Genomic DNA, 14,379 nt, shown 5'->3' on the forward strand with positions numbered 1-14,379 from the left:
TTTTGCGATGCATCCGTGTCGGGGTGTCACGCGTACCTTCGTTACCCCCTGTCGAAGGAGAGGCACGATGAAGCGACGTCATTTTCTGGGCTTCCTGGGCGCCGGTGGCCTGGTGGGGCTCCTTCCCGTCCTGGCCAATGCCCGGCCACGCCTCGATCTCTCGGCCTCGCCGAGCCTCGAGCCCCTGGAGCTCGGCGAGGCCGAGTGGCGGGAGCGGCTGACCCCGGAGCAGTTCGAGATCCTCCGCGATCACGGCACCGAGCCGGCTTACTCCAGCCCCCTGGACGGCGAGTGGCGCGACGGCGAGTATCGCTGCGCCGGCTGCGACCTGCTGCTCTTTACCAGTGCCATGAAGTACGACTCGGGCACCGGCTGGCCGAGCTTCTTCGAGCATGTGGAGGGGCACCTGCTGACCCAGGTGGACTACAAGCTGATCTGGCCGCGCACCGAGTACCACTGCGCCCGCTGCGGCGGTCACCAGGGGCATGTCTTCGAGGACGGCCCCGAGCCTACGGGCCTGCGCTGGTGCAATAACGGCCTGGCCCTGCATTTCGTTCCCGCCGCGGCCTCTTGAGGAAGGCGGCCATCGGCTGAAGCCAGGGGTAGGTGAGGCTCAGTGAGATTGTCGCAGTGAGAATCGCTGAGGGGCGCTGGGGGCAGGATCATATGGCAATAGTCGTGAAGGTAGTTTCCTAACGATCAGGCGGCAAGGCTCCCGACGAGCGCGCCATTATGATACCTTGACGCGATCTTTTGCCGCTGGAACGTCAAGGACTTCATGGACGCACACGCCAAGATCATCGCCCGCCTCGCCGAGGAACTCGCGGTCCGCCCCCAGCAGGTGGCGGCCACCGTGGAACTGCTCGACGGCGGCGCCACCGTGCCCTTTATCGCCCGCTACCGCAAGGAAGTGACCGGGGCCCTGGACGATACCCAGCTGCGTGAACTGGACGAACGCCTGCGCTACCTGCGCGAGCTGGAGGAGCGCCGCGAGGCGGTGCTGGCCGCCATCGACGAGCAAGGCAAGCTCTCCGACGAGCTGGCCGGCCTGATCCGCGCCGCCGACACCAAGCAGCGCCTGGAAGACCTCTACCTGCCCTACCGCAAGAAGCGCCGCACCAAGGCGCAGATCGCCCGGGAGGCGGGCCTGGAGCCCCTGGCCGATGCCTTGCTGGCCAACCCCGAGCTCGATCCTCAGGCCGAGGCGGCCCGCTATCTTCGCCCAGCGGAAGGTGATACCCCGGCCATCGAGGACGCCAAGGCGGCCCTGGACGGCGCCAAGCAGATCCTCATGGAGCGCTTCGCCGAGGACGCCGAACTGGTAGGCCGGCTGCGCGAGCGGCTCTGGCAGGAGGGGCAGCTCAGCGCCCGGGTGCTGGAGGGCAAGGAGCGCGAGGGCGCCAAGTTCTCCGACTACTTCGAGCATGACGAGCCCCTGGCCAGGGTGCCCTCCCACCGCGCCCTGGCCATGTTCCGCGGCCGTAACGAGGGGGTGCTGAGCCTGGCCCTCAAGCTGCCCGGCGAGGACGAGGCGCCGCTGCACCCGGCCCAGGTGGCCATCGCCCGGCATTTCGAGATTCGCGATGAGGGGCGTGCCGCCGACAAGTGGCTCGCCGAGGTGGTGCGCTGGACCTGGCGGGTCAAGCTCTACACCCACCTGGAGACCGAGCTGATGGGGCGGCTGCGCGAACGCGCCGAGCTCGCCGCCATCGAGGTCTTCGCCGCCAACCTCAAGGACCTGCTGCTGGCTGCCCCGGCGGGTCCCAAGGCGACGCTGGCCATCGACCCGGGCCTGCGCACCGGCTGCAAGGTGGCGGTGGTGGATGCCACCGGCCAGTTCCTCGAGCAGGCCACCATCTTCCCGCATGCCCCGCGCAACGCCTGGGATGCCTCGCTGGCCGAGCTGGCCAAGTTGGTGGAGAAGTACGGCGTCGAGCTGGTCGCCGTAGGTAATGGCACCGCCAGCCGCGAGACCGACAGGCTCGCCGGCGAGCTGGTCAAGCGCCTGAGCGGGCGTCGCCTGGCCAAGGTGATGGTCAGCGAGGCCGGCGCCTCGGTCTACTCCGCCTCGGAATATGCCGCCCGGGAGCTGCCCGACCTGGACGTTACCATCCGCGGCGCCGTCTCCATCGCCCGGCGCCTGCAGGACCCGCTGGGCGAGCTGGTCAAGATCGAGCCCAAGTCGATCGGCGTGGGCCAGTACCAGCACGACGTCTCCCAGCTGCAGCTCTCCAGGAGCTTGGAGGCGGTGATCGAGGACTGCGTCAACGCCGTGGGCGTCGATCTCAATACCGCCTCCAGCGCCCTGCTGGCGCGGGTGGCGGGCCTTAACCCGGCGCTGGCCGAGAATATCGTCACCCGGCGCAACGCCGAGGGCGCCTTCGCCAGCCGCAGGCAGCTCCTCGACGTCAGCCGCCTGGGACCCAAGACCTTCGAGCAGTGCGCCGGCTTCCTGCGCATCATGAACGGCGACAATCCCCTGGACGGCAGCGCCGTGCACCCGGAGGCCTACCCCCTGGTGGAACGCATCGCCCAGCGCAGCGGTCGCGAGGTGGCCAGCCTGATCGGCGACAGCGCCACCCTCAAGGCGCTCAAGCCCGTCGACTTCGCCGACGAGCGCTTCGGGGTGCCCACGGTAAGCGATATCCTCAAGGAGCTGGACAAGCCGGGTCGCGACCCGCGCCCCGAGTTCAAGGCCGCCGAATTCCGCGAGGGGGTCGAGACCCTCAAGGACCTGGAGCCGGGGATGATCCTCGAGGGCAGCGTCACCAACGTGACCCACTTCGGCGCCTTCGTCGATATCGGCGTCCACCAGGACGGCCTGGTGCATATCTCGGCGCTCTCCGACAAGTTCGTCGAGGATCCGCGCTCGGTGGTCAAGGCCGGCGATATCGTCAAGGTGAAGGTGATGAGCGTCGACCTGGAGCGGGCCCGCATCGGCCTCTCCATGCGTCTCGACGACCAGCCCGGCGAGGACAATAGCCAGGCGCCGCGCCGCGGCGGCGAGCGCCCGGCCGGCAAGGGGCGCGGCGGCAAGCCGCAGCGCAAGTCGAGCGGCGGTGATAGCCAGCCGATGGGCGCCCTGGGGGCGGCCCTGCTGAAGGCCCGCGACAAAGGCTAAGCTGAGCTCAGGGCACCAGGGCTATCACAGCGCTTGCCAACGATATTCGAGGCGGCTCGGCCGCCTCCCATGACATGGGGTGTTGATCTTGTCCGAGCAACTCACAACCGTCATCGGACGGCTCAAGGGACCGGCCCGCCAGGGGCTGATCGGGCGCATTCGCCGAGGCATCGAGAAGGAGGGGCTGCGGGTCGATGGCGAGGGTCGCATCGCCCAGACCCCGCACCCCCGAGGGCTGGGGTCCAAGCTGACCCATCCGCATATCACCACCGACTACTCCGAGGCGCTGCTGGAGTACATCACGCCGGTCACCTGCCGGCCCGAGGATGCCCTGGCGTTCCTGGCCGACCTGCACCGCTTCAGCTACCGCGAACTCGGCGGCGAACTGATCTGGCCGGCCAGCATGCCGTCGCGACTGGCGGGCAATGCCAGTATTCCCATCGCCGACTACGGCTCCTCCAACGTGGGCACCATGAAGCATGTCTACCGCAAGGGGCTGGACGTGCGTTACGGGCGCATCATGCAGTCCATCGCCGGAGTGCACTACAACCTCTCCTTCCCCGATACCCTCTGGCAGCAGTTGCAGGCGATCGACGGCGCCGAGGGTCAGGCCCTGGCCAACTACCGCTCCAGCCGCTACTTCGGGCTGATTCGCCAGTTCCGTCGCCACAGTTGGCTGCTGATGTACCTGTTCGGCGCCTCGCCGGCCTTCGACGACAGCTTCCTCGAGGGCCGCGAGGCCCCCGAGGCACTGGGGTTGCGCCGCCACGGCGAGGCGACGCGGTTGTCGCCCTATGCCACCTGCCTGCGCATGTCCGGCCTCGGCTACCAGAACAAGGTGCAGGCGCAGCTGAAGATCTGCTTCAACTCGCTCTCCAACTATGTGGGCACCCTGCGTCATGCCATCGCCACCCCCTGGCCCGCCTACGAGGCCCTGGGCGTCAAGACGGGGGAGGGCTGGCAGCAGCTCAATGCCAATATCCTGCAGATCGAGAACGAGTACTACAGCGATATCCGCCCCAAGCGGGTGGCCCGGCAGGACGAGACCCCCAGCCAGGCCCTGGAGGCCCGCGGCGTCGAATATATCGAGATCCGCTGCCTGGACCTCAACCCCTTCCTGCCGCTGGGCATCGACGCCACCCAGATGCGCTTCCTCGATACCTTTATGCTCTGGTGCCTGCTCTCCGAGAGCCCCTGGATCGACGACGCCGAGTGCGACCACCTGGACGACAATCGTCGCCTGGTGGTGGAGCGTGGCCGGGACCCCGAAGCGCGGCTGCACCTCGACGGCGTGGAGCGTCGGTTGGCCGAGCGCGGCGAGGCGATCTTCGCCGAGCTGGGGGAGGTGGCCGAGCTGCTCGATGCCCAGGAGGGCGGCTCCCCCCATGCCGAGGCCTTGGCGGCCCTGGCGCCGCGGCTGCGGGATCCCGCCCAGACCCCGGCGGGGCAACTGCTGACCCTGCTCGAGTCCAGCGGCGACGACTTCGTCGAGGCGACCCTGGCGCTGGCCCGGGAGCAGGCGGCCCAGTGGCGTGAAGAGGCCATGGACCCGGCCCGGGAGGCGCTCTTCGCGGAGCTCGGCGAGACCTCCCATCGGCAGCAGTGGGAGCTCGAGGCCGCCGATAACGAGTCCTTCGATGACTTCCTGGACCACTATTTCGCCCGGGCCCGTGAACCCCGCGGCACCCCGGTGGTCTGACCCAGCGTTTGCCCCCGCCGCGCGGGGGCGCTTACCTCGGTAAAGGAACCTTGAGCCGATGATGGCGACCCTTTCGACCTGGAGTCCCCGCCGCTGGAGCCTGGCGGGGCTCGCTTTCTGTGTGGTGATGTTGGCGGTGGCCCTGGGCCTCGAGCATCTGGTGGGCCTGGAGCCCTGTCCGCTGTGTATCTTCCAGCGGGTGGCGGTACTGGCGACGGCCCTGGTGCTGGCGGTGGCGGCCATCCATAACCCCGTTGGCCGCGGCGGTCGGCTCGCCTATGGCGGCCTGGGGCTGTTGGCGGTGCTGGGCGGCATCGGCGTGGCCGGCCGCCATCTCTGGCTGCAGTCGCTGCCGGCGGACCAGGTGCCCAGCTGCGGTCCCGGCCTCGACTATATGATGGAGGTATTACCCTTCCAGGAAGTACTGGCCATGGTGCTCTCCGGCTCCGGCGAGTGCGCGGAGATCGACTTCCTGTGGTGGGGAATCTCCCTGCCCGGCTGGACCCTGCTCGGTTTCCTGGTGCTGGCCCTGGCCCCCCTGGGCCTGCTGTGGCGCGCCCTGAAGGGCAGCTGAGGCGCCGCCAAACGGGCGTTGGTTGATGGTGTTCACGTCAGGGCATTGACACTCGCCCCCGCTCGGGTGAGTCTGGATGGCGAGCCGAGAGTCGTGAGGGAAGAGCCATGCTGGAAGAGTGCAAGACGGCCCTGGAGCGTTGGGGTGGGGTGCATCGATTGATCGATCGCTGGTTGGATCAGCGCCGCGAGCTGCTGGTCACTTTCATGGACCTCAAGGAGGCCTGTGACGCCGAGCTGGACGCGGTGGAGAAGAGCCAGATCGATGCCTTCAGCGAGCTGCTGATGGACTATATCAGCGCCGGCCACTTCGAGATCTATCCCCAGTTGCGCGAGGAGGCCACGGCCTTCCACGACCACGATGCCCTGGCCCTGGCCGATAAGCTGCTGCAGCGCCTGGAGCTGTCCACCGAGCTGGTGTTGGCCTTCGACGAAGACTTTTCCACCCCCAGCCGCTGCCAGCACTACCTCTCCCGGCTGCCGGCCTGGCTCGATCGCCTGGCCAAGGGGCTCGGTGAGCGCTTCTCCCTGGAAGACCAGTTGATCGAGCGGCTGCATGCTGCCCACTCGCCGCCTCCCGCCTCCCGGGCCGCGGCCCGGCTCTCCCCCTGACGGGCTGCTTGCCCTGGACTCGCTTCTCCATCAACGACAACGCCCCGACCAATCGGCCGGGGCGTCGTCGTTTCCAAGGGGCGCTTACATCAGGGAGTGAGCCTCGGGGCGCTCCAGGTCGGTGAGGGGGATCTCGCCGCTCAGCAGGTCGCGCTCGAAGGCCTCCTTGTCGACGTTGCAGCCGAGGAACTCCTGGGCCAGGTACATATCCTTCTCGGCGTTGCCCAGGCAACTGGTGCCGCCGGGGGAGGGCGTCATATTGAAGACGATGCCGGTACCCGGGTTGATCTTGGCCTCGCCCATCACCAGCTTCTGTTTTTCCTTGTCGATCAGCTGCGGGCGCACGCCGCCGAAGCCCTTGGCGAAGGTCACGTCCTGGGCGGTGAGGCTCGGCACGATCTTCTTGATGTCCTTGAGGAAGAGGCGCTCGCGCAGCACCGGTACCTCGAACAGGAAGTTCTTGAAGATATAGCGGCGGATATCGCGCACCTTCATCAGGTCCCAGAGGGCCTTGATCACGTTGCGGTCCAGGCGCAGCACCTTGAGGAACTCGAAGAAGGTCTTGCCGTTGTAGCGCTCCAGCAGGGGCAGCATCAGGGCGGTGGGGCCGAAGCGGGTCTTGCCTTCCACCAGCACGTCCGGGTCGCCGTGCACCGCGGCGAAGGGCAGGTTCTCGTTCTGCACGGTGTAGACCTTGCCGTTGAGCACCTGGGGCGTGAAGTAGAAGGAGCCGGCCATGGGCAGGCAGGATTTGTCCAGGCCGTAGCCCATCTTGTGGGCGAACAGCAGGGAGTGACCGCCGGCACTGACCACCACGTAGCGGGCGGTGAGGGTGCCCTTGTTGGGGGTCTTGACCCGGAACAGCTTGTCCTCGCCCTGGGTGATCGACTCCACCGCGGTGGAGAGATGCACGTCGCAGGCCATGCCCTTCTCCTGGGCGCTCTGCTGAGCCTGCTCCACGAAGGCTTCGGAGAGGGTGGTGTAGTTCACCGCGGTGTATTCGTCGGTGGAGCCCATGGCCACGATGGGTTCCTCCGGGCGGCGCCCCTCCACCAGCTTGGGCTCCAGCTCGGCGATGTCGTCCCGCTCGAGCAGGCGCATCTTGGGGAAGAGCTCCTGGAACTTGGTGAAGCGCTGACGCAGGAAGTCGCACTCGGTCTCGCCCACCCCCAGCACCATCTTCGGGTACTGGTAGACGATCTTGTCGCGCTGCTCGGGGGCCAGCTTGGTGGCGAAGTTGACCACCATGCCCGCGGTGCGCTTGGTGACCTTGGCCTTTTCGAGGGTGTAGTTGGTCTCGATATCGCCACAGTGGATCGTCTGGCTATTGTTGCGGCCATGGGAGTTGACGATGGCCACGTGGTCGTACTTCTCGACCAGGCCCAGGGCCTTGAGGTCGGTATAGCGCGCCAGCTCGTAGAGGAGGGCGGTGCCGGAGACGCCGCCACCCACGATCAGAACGTCATAGGTCGGTGTGGACATGGGAGGTTCTCGCTTGCCTGGTGCGGGAGTCACCCTCCAGGGATTGCCCGGAGGCCCTGGCCTGCCGCCTAGGTTGGCCATCGGCAGGCTCGACGAATCGATGCAGGCATTATAGCCATTTTGGCGGCAAAGAGAATCCATGCCAAAGCTAGACTTTATGGGAGTTATGCTGGCCATAAGGAAAAGCTTTGGTTGTGGATTGGTGGTTTTACCTTTTAATATCAGTAGCTTGGGTGTTTCATAAGGTGGTCTCTCGATTTGTGCGATGCAGTATAAAACTTTTGTATGGGGTATGCCGTGTGGTGGCTATCGGGGCCGGGACGGGGCGCCGGCTCCCCCCGCCGGGGGATCTCTGCCATAATCGTGGGCTTTTCGACCACCAACCGCGGCGTGTGAGCGCCGACTGAGAGGGGAACGCAGTGAGCCTGGCCATCTTCGACCTCGACAACACCCTGCTGAGCATCGACAGCGACCATGCCTGGGGCGAGTTTCTGCTGGAACAGGGGGCCGTGGATCCGGTCAGCTACCGCGAGGCCAATGACCGTTTCCTGCGTGACTACGAGAACGGCACCCTGGATATGGCGGCCTTCCTCGAGGTGGCCCTCAGGCCCCTGGCCGAGAATACCCCGGAGCAACTGGCCGCCTGGCACCAGCAGTTCATGGCCAGCAAGATCGAGCCGCATATCCTGCCCAAGGGGGAGGAGCTGCTGGCGCGTCATCGCTCCCGGGGCGACACCCTGCTGATCATCACCGCCACCAACCGCTTTATCACCGGGCCCATCGCCGAACGGCTGGGGGTCGACGACCTGATCGCCGTGGAGCCGGAGGTGGTCGATGGCCGCTATACCGGCAAGGTCTCCGGCGTGCCCAGTTACCGCGAGGGCAAGGTGGTGCGCCTGGAGGCGTGGCTCGAGGACAAGGAGGTCGGCCTCGAGGATGCGTGGTTCTACAGCGATTCGCATAATGATCTGCCGCTGCTGGAGAAGGTCGAGCACCCGGTGGCGGTGGACCCGGACGAGACCCTGCGCGCCGAGGCGGAGCGCCGCGGCTGGCGGATTATCAGCCTGCGGGAGTGATGGCCGTCGGGTTCTACAGGCTCTCTAGTCGGCCACAACGACCTGCCGCTGCTGGAGAAGGTCGAGCACCCGGTGGCGGTGGACCCGGACGAGACCCTGCGCGCCGAGGCGGAGCGCCGCGGTTGGCGGATTATCAGCCTGCGGGAGTGATGTCCGTCGGGTTCTACAGGCTCTCTAGTCGGCCACAACGATCTGCCGCTGCTGGAGAAGGTCGAGCACTCGGTGGCGGTGGACCCGGACGAGACCCCGCGCGCCGAGGCGGAGCGCCGCGGCTGGCGGATTATCAGCCTGCGGGAGTGATGGCCGTCGGGTTCTACAGGCTCTCTAGTCGGCCACAACGATCTGCCGCTACTGGAGAAGGTCGAGCACCCGGTGGCGGTGGACCCGGACGAGACCCTGCGCGCCGAGGCAGAGCGCCGTGGCTGGCGGATTATCAGCCTGCGTGACTGACCCCGCATCCTCTTCTCGATCGACAACGGTGGGCCGCTAGCAAGGCTGGGGCCCACGCCCTCCGTGGCCTCCGGGCCGCTTCCCGCTGGCGAGTGGGGCCCCGGCCGTTCCACCGATGCGACCGTGGTTTTCGCCGCCCGTAAATGCCTTATTGATGCGCTTTCCGGCTTTGTGGAAGAATGACTGCCATAGTGAATTTATAAGGTGATGTCCGTGATCGACGCTGACGGCTTTCGGCCCAACGTTGGCATTATCATTGTCAACCGTCAGGGCCAGCTGCTTTGGGCGCGTCGGGTAGGACAAAATGCGTGGCAGTTTCCCCAGGGAGGCATCAAGGCAAACGAGACTCCGCAACAGGCCCTGTATCGGGAACTGGAAGAGGAAATCGGCCTGACGGCGGCCGATGTCGAGGTGCTGGCCTGTACCCGAGGATGGCTGCGCTACCGCTTGCCACGACGCATGATACGAACGAACTCTCGGCCGGTGTGTATCGGCCAGAAACAGAAGTGGTTCCTGCTGAAAATGCGCTGCCAGGACAGCCGGATCTGCATGGATGGCACGCCCAAGCCGGAATTCGACGGCTGGCGCTGGGTCAGTTACTGGTATCCGCTGGGGCAGGTGGTGTCCTTCAAGCGGGAGGTGTATCGGCGGGCCCTACGCGAGTTGGCGCCCCGTGCCCAGCGCCTGGCCCTGATCGGCGAGTAGCCCCGGAGGGTCGCCGGCCGAACACCGCCCATTTCAATCATTACAAGAAGATACGCTATGCTCGACGTCCTTCGCCGCATCGTTCAGGAGGTCAATGGGGCCCGCAGTCTGGAGGCGGCCCTGTCGACCATGGTGCGCCGTATCCGCAAGGCGATGCGTACCGATGTGTGCTCCTTCTACCTCTATGACGCGGAGCAGGAGTGCCTGATGCTGATGGAGACCATCGGCCTGCGTACCCAGGCGGTGGGGCATGTGACCCTGCGCCTGGGGGAGGGCCTGGTGGGCCTGGTCGGCCAGCGGGAGGAGCCCCTCAACCTGGAGGATGCGCCGGCCCATCCCGCCTATCGCTACTTCGAGGAGACCGGAGAGGAACGCTTCTCCAGTTTCCTCGGCGTGCCGATTATTCATCAGCGCCGCATGCTCGGCGTGCTGGTGGTGCAGCAGCAGGACAAGCGGCGCTACGATGAAGGCGATGAAGCCTTCCTGGTCACCATGGCCGCCCAACTGGCCGGCGTGCTGGCCCATGCCCTGGTCACCGGGACCCTGAGTCGCCCCACCCGGGCCGATGGTCAGGCGGTCTTCACCGGGGTGGCGGCCTCTCCGGGGATGGCCATCGGTGAGGCCCGGGTGATCATGCCCCCCGCCGATCTGGACAGCGTCCCCGACCTGATTCCCTCCGATACCGAATACGAGATCAAGCGCCTGCAGGACGCCATCTATCGGGTGCGCGACGAGATTCGCGCCACCGGTGAGCGCCTGGCCAGCCGCATCAGTGCCCAGGAACTGGCGCTGTTCGAGGTCTACCAGCAGATGCTCAGCGACGCCGCCCTGGGACAGGAGGTGGTCAAGCGCATTCGTGAGGGGCAGTGGGCCCCCGGGGCCCTGGCCGATGTGGTGCGCCGTCATGTGCAGTACCTGGAACGGGTCGACGACGACTACCTGCGCGAGCGGGCCGCCGACGTGCGCGACCTGGGGCGCCGCGTGCTGGCCCACCTGCAGGAGGAGAGCCCCCAGACGCCGGACTCTTACCCGGCCCAGACCATCCTGGTGGGGGACGAGATCAGCGTGGCGAGTCTGGGTGAGGTGCCCCGGGAGAAGCTGGCCGGCCTGGTGGCGGTGCGGGGGTCCAGCACCTCCCATGTGGCGATCCTGGCCCGGGCCATGGGCATTCCCACCGTGTTGGGCATGGTCGATCTGCCGCTGCCACGGCTCAATGGCAGTCCGGTGGTACTGGATGGTCACCGCGGTCGGCTGATCGTGCGTCCCGGCAGCGAGATGCGTAGCCACTATCAGGCCCTGATCGATGAGGAGCTGGCCTTGGCCGAGGTGCTGGAGCACGAGCAGGACCTGCCCAGCGAGACGCCGGACGGTCACGCCATGCCGCTGATGGTCAATACCGGCCTGGCGGTGGATGCGGTGGCCTCCCTCAAGTCACGCATCGGCGGGGTGGGGCTCTACCGCACCGAAGTGCCTTTCATGATCGCCGAGCGCTTTCCCGGCGAGCAGGAGCAGACGCGCCTCTATCGCGAGCAGCTGGAGAGTTTCGCGCCCCTGCCGGTGGTGATGCGGACGCTGGATATCGGGGGCGACAAGGATCTGCCCTATTTCCCCATCGAGGAGGCCAATCCCTTCCTCGGCTGGCGGGGTATTCGGGTGACCCTGGATCACCCCGAGGTGCTGATGGTGCAGCTGCGGGCCATGCTGCGCGCCTCCCAGGGGCTCGACAACCTGCAGATCCTGTTGCCGATGATCACCAATGTGGACGAGGTCGACGATGCCCTGCGCCTGCTCGATCGGGCCCGGGACGAGCTGGCCGAAGAGGGCGTGGTGGTACCGCGGCCCCGGGTCGGGGTGATGATCGAGGTGCCGGCGACCCTTTATCAGTTGGGTCCCCTGGCCGAGCGCGTCGATTTCTTCTCGGTGGGTAGCAACGACCTGACTCAGTATCTGCTGGCGGTAGATCGTAACAACCCCCGGGTCGCCGATCTCTATGATGCCTGCCATCCGGCGGTACTGGCGGCCCTGGCGCGGCTGGCCGATGAGGCGGCGGTGCTGGGCATGCCCACCTCGGTGTGCGGTGAGCTGGCCGGCGATCCGGCGGGGGCCCTGTTGCTGATGGGCATGGGCTTCGAGGCGCTATCCATGAATGCCCCCAGCCTGCCCCGGGTGCGTGCCGCCATTCGCCGCGTCTCGATGGCGGATGCCCAGGCCCTGGTGGCCGAGACCCTGACGCTCGGTAGTCCCGCCGAGGTGCGCAGCCTGCTCAATCGGCGCCTGGAGACCTGGCAGTTGACCCACCTTTTGCCCCCCAAAGACTAGGTCGTTCAATTTTTCGGAGTATCGGCCGATAGGGAAGCAGAGGGGGGAGACTAGGCGTCCAGTCTCAGTAGGCGGTGGGTCTCTCCCCGAGCCTGCCCCCCGGGCCCGAAACGCCGCTCGGTGATCTCCACTCGCCCCTCTCGATGCCAGCGCAGCCAGGTCAGGGCGCGGGTGCCATAGGTGTTGCCGAGAATGAAGGCGGCGGAGAGCCGCCGCTCCAGCTCGCGGCCGACGCCGGTGTCGGGCAGCCGGGCGTCGTCATATTCCCGGGGGGTGCCCATGGCGGCGAGGGCGCCGTCCGGCCAGGTGCCGGCGTCGAGGCTGTCGGCCAGCCCCTGGCGGCTGGCCAGCAGCTTGGGCCAGGGAGTGTCGAGGTCGGCATTGGAGAGGCCGTGCAGGCCGGGGTCGACCCGTCGCAGGGTCAGCGCATGGCGGCTGCGGTGCAGGTGCCAGAGGCGCCGCTCCTCGGCCACCAGCAGGTTGAAGCCGGCATAACGCCACGCCTCGCCGGCGGCCAAATGCTCCAGCCAGGCTTCCAGGTCATCGCAGGTCAGCGCCTGGTGGACCAGTTCGCCGCGGCTCGGTGCCTGCTTGGGGACCACCAGGGCCGGATCGCGGACATTGGTCACCGTGGCCAGGCGGCCGCGACGGTGCAGGGCCAGCCAGGAGCCGCTGGCCCGGAGGTCGCGGCCCCCCAGGATCTGCGGCGCGTCGGGCCAGTCGTCCAGGGCGGCGCTGGGGCGGTCATGAAACTCGTCCCGATTGGCCACCAGGTGCAGCCAGTGGGGGGCATCGGGGTGGTAGGCAAGGGCGATAAGACACATGGCTGCTACCTTATCCCCGAAGGCGACGACGGGGAAGTCATTGTGGCGAGTGCTTGGGCTCGACCATGACAGTCCAGAGCGTGAGCAGTAAACTCAGTTCATTGGTGGATGACGACAGGGGTAGGGATGCGACTCGATTCTGGCAAGGGAGTGCTCTGGAAGCGACTGGTCTGGCCGGCGCTCTGGCCCTGCCTGGCGGCGGAAGCGGGGCTCGCCCTGTTATGCCTGCTGGCCTGGCTGATGGTATGGCGGGCCGATGGTGCTCTCGGCCTGTTGGCCCTGCCGGTGGGGGCATTGCTGTTGGGCTCCGCCCTGGTCCTGGTGACCTTCCTGCTACTCTTTCAGCGGCGCCTGCACCAATGGGAGCTGAGCTTCGAGGTGCCTTGTGATCAGTTGGAGCACCTGCTTCGGGAAGTCTATAGCTCGCTGCCCTCGCGGCTGAAGAATCAGCGCCTGCTGCCGGTGCGTGACCCGGAGGAGGGGGTCGAGCAGCGCCTGCATGGCCTGCTGGAGACCCTGCAGCGCCTGCTGGAGCGCCTCGCCCAGCGCCCGCAGCTCGAAGCCATGCTGGACTCCCTGGCCCAGCCCGCCTTTCTCGCCCATAAGGGCACCCTGTTGGAGGTCAACCGTCCCCTGGAGCAACTGCTCGGGAGACCCCGCAGTGCCCTGGAGGGACTGGAACTGGGCTATGTGCTGCGTCATGCGGAAGGCGCCGAGACAGACCTGAGGGTGCGTCTGCCCCTGGCCAAGGAGGGCTGGCATGAGTTCCGTCTGGTACGCCTGGAGGATGGCCAGGGGTTCAGCCTGGGGCTGCTGGAGGATCTGGACGAGCAGCGCCATAGCCTGGCCCAATTGACCCAGGCGCGGGACCGTGCCCGTCAGGAGGCCAGCCTGCAGGCGGGATATCTCAAGCAGCTGCAGCAGGAGTTGGTGCCGCTGCTGGAGGACTTGAGGGCCTACCGCCGTGAGAGGGGCGAGGAGGAGTGCGAGCTCGAGTCACGCCTTCATGGTCTCGCCGATCTGTTGGCCAGTCTGGTGGATGGCAGCCTGCCGAATCTCGAGATGCCGTCGCCGACGGAACCCAGTCCTCAGGTGCTGATCGTCGATGATGGGCCGGTCAATGTGATGCTGGCCCGACAGGTGTTGGAGGGGCAAGGACTAAGGGTGGTGACCGCCAGTGGCGGCGAGGAAGCGCTGGCGCTACAGCGTGAACAGCGCTTCGACCTGGTATTGATGGATATCTATATGCCGGCCCCCGATGGCCTGGAGTCGAGTCGTCGCTGGCGCGAGCATGAGGCTCGACATGGTGAGCCATCCAGCGTGCTGGTGGCACTCACCGCCAACGCCAGCGAGGCGGATCGCCAGGGGTTCCGGGAGGCCGGCATGGATGACTATCTGGCCAAACCCTACCGCCCCCACAGCCTGATCGAGCTGGTCCGCCGTTGGCTGCCGGCCACCGCCCGGGACAAGGTCACATGATTCCCAGGGTGAACGATCTGCCGTCACGGGGATCTACCG

The 14,379-nt window shown here is 66.9% G+C and carries 11 protein-coding genes and 2 pseudogenes; 11 read left to right on the forward strand and 2 right to left on the reverse strand.

What is annotated here, in order from left to right:
* The first annotated feature begins 67 nt into the window (after positions 1 to 67).
* The 5 genes from msrB (at position 68) to rsd (ending at position 6,005) form a co-directional block, all read left to right on the forward strand.
* Complete coding sequence (msrB, locus tag ACQ1W9_RS05500) at positions 68 to 574, forward strand: peptide-methionine (R)-S-oxide reductase MsrB (protein ID WP_431025709.1); 507 nt, start codon at positions 68 to 70, stop codon at positions 572 to 574.
* Between the two features lie 204 nt (positions 575 to 778).
* Positions 779 to 3,121: a Tex family protein gene (locus tag ACQ1W9_RS05505; protein WP_431025710.1), complete on the forward strand. Its 2,343-nt coding sequence runs from the start codon at positions 779 to 781 to the stop codon at positions 3,119 to 3,121.
* A 79-nt stretch (positions 3,122 to 3,200) separates the two neighbouring features.
* Positions 3,201 to 4,820, forward strand: a complete 1,620-nt coding sequence (gene gshA, locus ACQ1W9_RS05510) for a glutamate--cysteine ligase (RefSeq protein ID WP_431025711.1) — start codon at positions 3,201 to 3,203, stop codon at positions 4,818 to 4,820.
* A 58-nt stretch (positions 4,821 to 4,878) separates the two neighbouring features.
* On the forward strand, positions 4,879 to 5,394 hold the full coding sequence (locus ACQ1W9_RS05515) for a disulfide bond formation protein B (RefSeq protein ID WP_431025712.1): 516 nt from the start codon (positions 4,879 to 4,881) through the stop codon (positions 5,392 to 5,394).
* 107 nt (positions 5,395 to 5,501) lie between these two features.
* On the forward strand, positions 5,502 to 6,005 hold the full coding sequence (gene rsd / locus ACQ1W9_RS05520) for a sigma D regulator (protein ID WP_431025713.1): 504 nt from the start codon (positions 5,502 to 5,504) through the stop codon (positions 6,003 to 6,005).
* Between the two features lie 84 nt (positions 6,006 to 6,089).
* On the opposite strand, the gene ACQ1W9_RS05525 is transcribed toward rsd, so the two are convergent.
* Positions 6,090 to 7,487, reverse strand: a complete 1,398-nt coding sequence (locus ACQ1W9_RS05525) for an FAD-dependent oxidoreductase (protein WP_431025714.1) — start codon at positions 7,485 to 7,487, stop codon at positions 6,090 to 6,092.
* A gap of 419 nt (positions 7,488 to 7,906) precedes the next feature.
* Between ACQ1W9_RS05525 and ACQ1W9_RS05530 the strand changes: the two genes are divergently transcribed.
* From ACQ1W9_RS05530 to ptsP, 5 genes and pseudogenes are all read left to right on the forward strand, one after another.
* A complete protein-coding gene (locus tag ACQ1W9_RS05530; protein WP_431025715.1) occupies positions 7,907 to 8,563 on the forward strand; it encodes an HAD family hydrolase in 657 nt (218 codons plus the stop codon).
* Between the two features lie 33 nt (positions 8,564 to 8,596).
* Positions 8,597 to 8,713 (forward strand): annotated as a pseudogene (locus ACQ1W9_RS05535) (HAD-IB family hydrolase); the annotation flags it as partial.
* Positions 8,714 to 8,896: 183 nt separating this feature from the next.
* A pseudogene (locus ACQ1W9_RS05540) lies at positions 8,897 to 9,013 on the forward strand (HAD-IB family hydrolase); the annotation flags it as partial.
* A 213-nt stretch (positions 9,014 to 9,226) separates the two neighbouring features.
* Entirely contained in the window at positions 9,227 to 9,718 is a 492-nt protein-coding gene (locus tag ACQ1W9_RS05545; RefSeq protein WP_431025716.1) for an RNA pyrophosphohydrolase, read from the forward strand.
* Positions 9,719 to 9,775: 57 nt separating this feature from the next.
* Positions 9,776 to 12,037 (forward strand): phosphoenolpyruvate--protein phosphotransferase, encoded by a 2,262-nt coding sequence (gene ptsP, locus ACQ1W9_RS05550; protein WP_431025717.1) that lies wholly within the window; start codon positions 9,776 to 9,778, stop codon positions 12,035 to 12,037.
* Positions 12,038 to 12,087: 50 nt separating this feature from the next.
* Here ptsP and ACQ1W9_RS05555 read toward each other — a convergent pair whose 3' ends face one another.
* A complete protein-coding gene (locus ACQ1W9_RS05555) occupies positions 12,088 to 12,861 on the reverse strand; it encodes an NRDE family protein (RefSeq protein ID WP_431025718.1) in 774 nt (257 codons plus the stop codon).
* 126 nt (positions 12,862 to 12,987) lie between these two features.
* Here ACQ1W9_RS05555 and ACQ1W9_RS05560 point away from each other — a divergent pair, with 126 nt between their 5' ends.
* Positions 12,988 to 14,340, forward strand: coding sequence for a response regulator (locus ACQ1W9_RS05560; protein WP_431025719.1), 1,353 nt, complete (start codon positions 12,988 to 12,990; stop codon positions 14,338 to 14,340).
* Positions 14,341 to 14,379: the final 39 nt, after the last annotated feature.

This window comes from Halomonas sp. H5 (genome assembly GCF_050613175.1).
Lineage (GTDB): Bacteria > Pseudomonadota > Gammaproteobacteria > Pseudomonadales > Halomonadaceae > Bisbaumannia > Bisbaumannia salifodinae.

Coding starts and splice junctions, on each gene's coding strand:
- msrB (WP_431025709.1), top strand. CDS start 68: ATGAAGCGACGTCATTTTCTGGGCTTCCTGGGCGCCGGTGGCCTGGTG.
- ACQ1W9_RS05505 (WP_431025710.1), top strand. CDS start 779: ATGGACGCACACGCCAAGATCATCGCCCGCCTCGCCGAGGAACTCGCG.
- ACQ1W9_RS05515 (WP_431025712.1), top strand. CDS start 4,879: ATGATGGCGACCCTTTCGACCTGGAGTCCCCGCCGCTGGAGCCTGGCG.
- rsd (WP_431025713.1), top strand. CDS start 5,502: ATGCTGGAAGAGTGCAAGACGGCCCTGGAGCGTTGGGGTGGGGTGCAT.
- ACQ1W9_RS05525 (WP_431025714.1), bottom strand. CDS start 7,487: ATGTCCACACCGACCTATGACGTTCTGATCGTGGGTGGCGGCGTCTCC.
- ptsP (WP_431025717.1), top strand. CDS start 9,776: ATGCTCGACGTCCTTCGCCGCATCGTTCAGGAGGTCAATGGGGCCCGC.
- ACQ1W9_RS05555 (WP_431025718.1), bottom strand. CDS start 12,861: ATGTGTCTTATCGCCCTTGCCTACCACCCCGATGCCCCCCACTGGCTG.
- ACQ1W9_RS05560 (WP_431025719.1), top strand. CDS start 12,988: ATGCGACTCGATTCTGGCAAGGGAGTGCTCTGGAAGCGACTGGTCTGG.